The sequence below is a fragment of the Actinomadura sp. KC345 genome, from assembly GCF_004348515.1.
Taxonomy (GTDB): domain Bacteria; phylum Actinomycetota; class Actinomycetes; order Streptosporangiales; family Streptosporangiaceae; genus Spirillospora.
On record NZ_SMKH01000478.1, the window covers coordinates 1 to 3,681 of the forward strand.

The 3,681-nt window shown below is 71.2% G+C and carries 4 protein-coding genes; all 4 read left to right on the forward strand.

The features are described 5' to 3' along the window. Window positions 1-480 precede the first annotated feature (480 nt). The 4 genes from E1281_RS38445 (at window position 481) to E1281_RS38460 (ending at window position 3,650) form a co-directional block, all read left to right on the forward strand. Window positions 481-1,776: a CinA family nicotinamide mononucleotide deamidase-related protein gene (locus tag E1281_RS38445; protein ID WP_131884617.1), complete on the forward strand. Its 1,296-nt coding sequence runs from the start codon at window positions 481-483 to the stop codon at window positions 1,774-1,776. Between the two features lie 111 nt (window positions 1,777-1,887). After that, the gene (locus E1281_RS38450; protein WP_131884618.1) at window positions 1,888-2,241 is read left to right on the forward strand and encodes a helix-turn-helix transcriptional regulator; all 354 of its coding nucleotides are present in this window, start codon (window positions 1,888-1,890) and stop codon (window positions 2,239-2,241) included. Window positions 2,242-2,368: 127 nt separating this feature from the next. After that, a complete protein-coding gene (locus tag E1281_RS38455; RefSeq protein ID WP_131884619.1) occupies window positions 2,369-2,836 on the forward strand; it encodes a DNA starvation/stationary phase protection protein in 468 nt (155 codons plus the stop codon). Between the two features lie 319 nt (window positions 2,837-3,155). Further along, window positions 3,156-3,650 carry a hypothetical protein gene (locus E1281_RS38460; protein ID WP_131884620.1) on the forward strand — a complete coding sequence of 165 codons (495 nt, stop codon included), beginning with the start codon at window positions 3,156-3,158 and terminating at the stop codon, window positions 3,648-3,650. Window positions 3,651-3,681: the final 31 nt, after the last annotated feature.

Here is a 3,681-nt window from a genome sequence, read left to right on the forward strand (position 1 = left end):
ACCACGCCCACCCCGGTCGTGGCCCCGCAGCCCCGTTCGCGGCGCCGCGATAACCGATTATCGCGCGCGAATGGGCGGGCCGACGAATCGGGCGAATGAGTTTTGACTCACAACGTGACCTGCGCCTCTGCGAATTGGTGGACGCGCTGTCGACGGTATCCGGTGACGATGTGTGTTTCGGCCGCCCGCCATGTCACGCGCAGTGGACGGTGAGGCCGCGTCCCGGGACACAAAGCGCGGCGTGCCCATTTAGCGGGCGAGTGAACGGGGATACCGGGTGAAGACCTGCTTGGACCGGTGCGATCGGGCCGGTCGAACGGCGTCCTCATTCGGTCGTTTTCTCCGTCAACCGGCGGGGTTCCCGATCCGTCCCGGGAGGTCCCGGGACGGCGTGGGGGGCGCCACCGGTAGATTCGGGGCGCCGGCCCGGCGCGTGCCCGCCCCGGGCCGTGCCACGCGAAGAGCCGGGATGGGGAAGCGATGCGGGTCGAGCTGCTCACCGTCGGGGACGAACTGCTCCTCGGCGACACGGTCAACGGGAACGCGGCGTGGCTCGGGCGCAGGCTCGCCGACCACGGCATCGACGTCACCCGGAGCGTGGTCGTCGGCGACGAGCTCGACGTGATCGTCGAGGCGGTGGACTCCGCGCTCGGACGGGCCGACGCGGTCGTCACCACCGGCGGCCTCGGCCCCACCTACGACGACCTGACCAGGGACGCGCTCGCCAAGGCGGCGGGCGTCGCCCTCGTCCGGGACGCCGCGCTGGAGCGGCGGCTGCGCGAGCGGGTCGCCAGGGCCGGGCGCGAACTGCAGCCCATGGCGCTGCGCATGGCGGACGTCCCCGAGGGTGCGCGGCTGCTCGGCAACTCGGCGGGCTCCGCGCCCGGCCTGCGCGTCGAGCTGCCCGGCGGGATCGTCTACGCGCTGCCCGGAGTCCCGTTCGAGATGCGCACGATCATGGACGAGGTCGTGCTGCCGGAGATGGCCGGGCTCGCCGGGCTGCCCGCGGTCGCGCGCCGCACCCTGCGCACCGCGCGGATGTGGGAGTCGGTCGTCGCCGCCCGGCTCGCCGAGGTCGAGGCGATGGACGGGGTCGCGCTCGCCTACCTGCCCGACCCGGCCGAGGTGAGGATCCGGATCACCGTCGCCGGGCCCGGCGCCGCGGAGCGGCTGGAGGGCGTCGACGCGCGGGTCAGGGAGCTGCTGGGGTCGGCGGTGTACGGGGCCGACGAGGAGACGCTCGACCGCGTCGTCCACCGGCTGCTCGCCGGGCGGTCGGAGACGGTCGCCACCGCGGAGTCCCTGACCGGCGGGCTCATCGGCGCGGAGCTGACCCGGACGCCCGGGTCGTCCGCCACGTTCGCCGGCGGCATGGTCACGTACGCGACCGAGGTGAAGCGCCGGATGCTCGGCGTCCCCGCGGATCTCCTGGCCGAGCACGGGGCCGTCCACCCGGACGTGGCCGCCGCCATGGCCGCCGGTGTGCGGGTCGCGCTCGGTGCGACGTACGGGCTCGCCGTGACGGGTGTGGCCGGTCCCGACACGCAGGACGGCCATCCGGTGGGAACGGTCTACATCGGGGTGGCCGGACCGAGGGGCTCGCGTACCGTGGTCAGTCCGAGACTCCCCGTGCCCGGCGCGGGTCCCGAGATCCGCGCGGTGATCCGGCGGATGACCGTCGTGCACGCCCTTGAGCTGCTGAGACGTCTTTTGCTCGGACTTGACGTCGAGGGCGCGAGCGGGGAGGCTCGGGCAGATCGGGAAGAGGGGAGCTGATTACAGCGTTACGTTCCGAGCGAACACGAAATCAACGGTCTGCCATGCTCACCGTCAAGCCGGGTACGGTGGAACCGGCAGATGGTCCGAACTGAGGGAGGGAGCGAGACGATGGTCCTGCTTCGCCAGCTGCTCGGTGACGTACTGCGGCAGCTGCGGCTGCGCCAGGGACGCACCCTCCGTGAGGTGTCCGCGGCGGCGCGGGTGTCGCTCGGCTACCTGTCCGAGGTCGAACGGGGGCAGAAAGAGGCGTCTTCGGAGCTGCTGTCCTCGATCTGCAAGGCCTTGGGCGTTCCGCTGTCGCATGTACTGAGGGACGTCGCGGATCAACTGGCCCTCGCCGAGCTGCAGCACGAGCCCGTCATGGCGGGCGCGCCCGAGCACGAGCGCATTTCCGCCGAGAGCATTCCGGAGACCCCGGAAGAGATCACCGGAGAGCTCCGCGCCGACATGGTCGCGGCCTGACCCGCTCCTGGTGCGTTCATGCCCCACCGGGGCCGCGGGTGTGCGCGGCCTCACGCATGAACAGGACATTCGCGGGGATGCATCCGTGTTGTAACCGGTAACGGCAACAACGCGGAAGGAGCCGGACATGGCGCCGGTCAAGAGTCCTCTCACCGATTCCGCCCAGAAGGTCGCCGGAGAGGCCCTGCAGGGCTCTCTGGTCGACCTCATCGATCTTTCTCTGGTCGCCAAGCAGGCGCACTGGAACCTTCACGGACGCAACTTCAAGGTCGTCCACGAGCACCTGGACGAAGTCGTCGCCCTCGCACGCGGAGGACAGGACGACGTCGCCGAGCGTGCCGTGGCGATCGGCGTGAACCCCGACGGCCGTGCCCGCACGGTCGCCGACCGCACCCCGATCCCGCAGCTGGAGGCCGGATACCTCGACGACGACAAGGTCGTCGCCGCGGTCACCGATCTCCTCGCGCAGATGATCGGGCGTTTCCGCGAGCGCATCGCCGCGACCGACGAGCCCGACCCGGTCACCCAGGACCTGCTGATCAGCATCACCGCCGACCTTGAGAAGCAGCACTGGATGTTCCAGGCGCAGCGCTGATTGCCTTGCCCTTGGCGGTCGGGCCCTGGGGGCCCTCCCTTCGGCGGGCAATGCGTGCGATCGCTGCATCGCTCCGACTCGCCTAGCGGCTCGCTGCGCGATCAGGTTTCTTGCTTCGCTCGAAACCTGCCTTCGGACGCGATCGCGACTGTTGGGGTTGTCGCGTGGCTGGGGTGATGGCTGAGGTGGTTCCCGGCTGAGGTTTCTCGAGTCGCGATCGCAGTCCCCGTTCCCGTTCGTTGTCCTGGTGGCGACGGGCGGGACGGGGGCTTTTGCGTTTCTGGGGTGCGGTACGGGCGGGGTGTGGTGGTCTTGTGGGATGGGCTTCCTGCTGAGGTCGGTGGTGGTCGTGGGTGTGGTCCTTGCTCTGGCAGCGTGCGGTGGCGGGGGGCCGGAGTGCACGGCGATCGGGTCGCCGTCCGGTCTGACGGTCGACGTCAGGGCGCCCGACGCGTCGCGGATCGCGTCCGCGTCGCTGCGGGTGTGCTGGGACGGGGCCTGCCACGAGCCCCGGATCGAGCTGCGGGCGTCCTCGAAGAGCGTCCCGATGGACTGCGAGGGCGATGAGCCCGACGCCGTCTGTGGAGCGTCCGCGTCGCCTGACGGAGGCAAGATCGGGTTCGCTCAGGTGCAGGGCCTGCCGAAGACCCCGGTGCAGGTCACGCTCACGCTCAGCGACGCCCAGGGCGGGACGATCGTCGAACGGCGCGTCGGCGTCACCCCGGAGGCGACGTTCCCGAACGGCGAACACTGCGGTGAAGGCGGCCCGCAGGCCAGGCTGACCGTCGCGGGCGGTGCGGTGACCACCGGCTGACTACCGGGGCGGGGGCTGGCAGCGGGGGCAC

Coding starts and splice junctions, on each gene's coding strand:
- E1281_RS38455 (WP_131884619.1), top strand. CDS start 2,369: ATGGCGCCGGTCAAGAGTCCTCTCACCGATTCCGCCCAGAAGGTCGCC.
- E1281_RS38460 (WP_131884620.1), top strand. CDS start 3,156: ATGGGCTTCCTGCTGAGGTCGGTGGTGGTCGTGGGTGTGGTCCTTGCT.
- E1281_RS38445 (WP_131884617.1), top strand. CDS start 481: ATGCGGGTCGAGCTGCTCACCGTCGGGGACGAACTGCTCCTCGGCGAC.
- E1281_RS38450 (WP_131884618.1), top strand. CDS start 1,888: ATGGTCCTGCTTCGCCAGCTGCTCGGTGACGTACTGCGGCAGCTGCGG.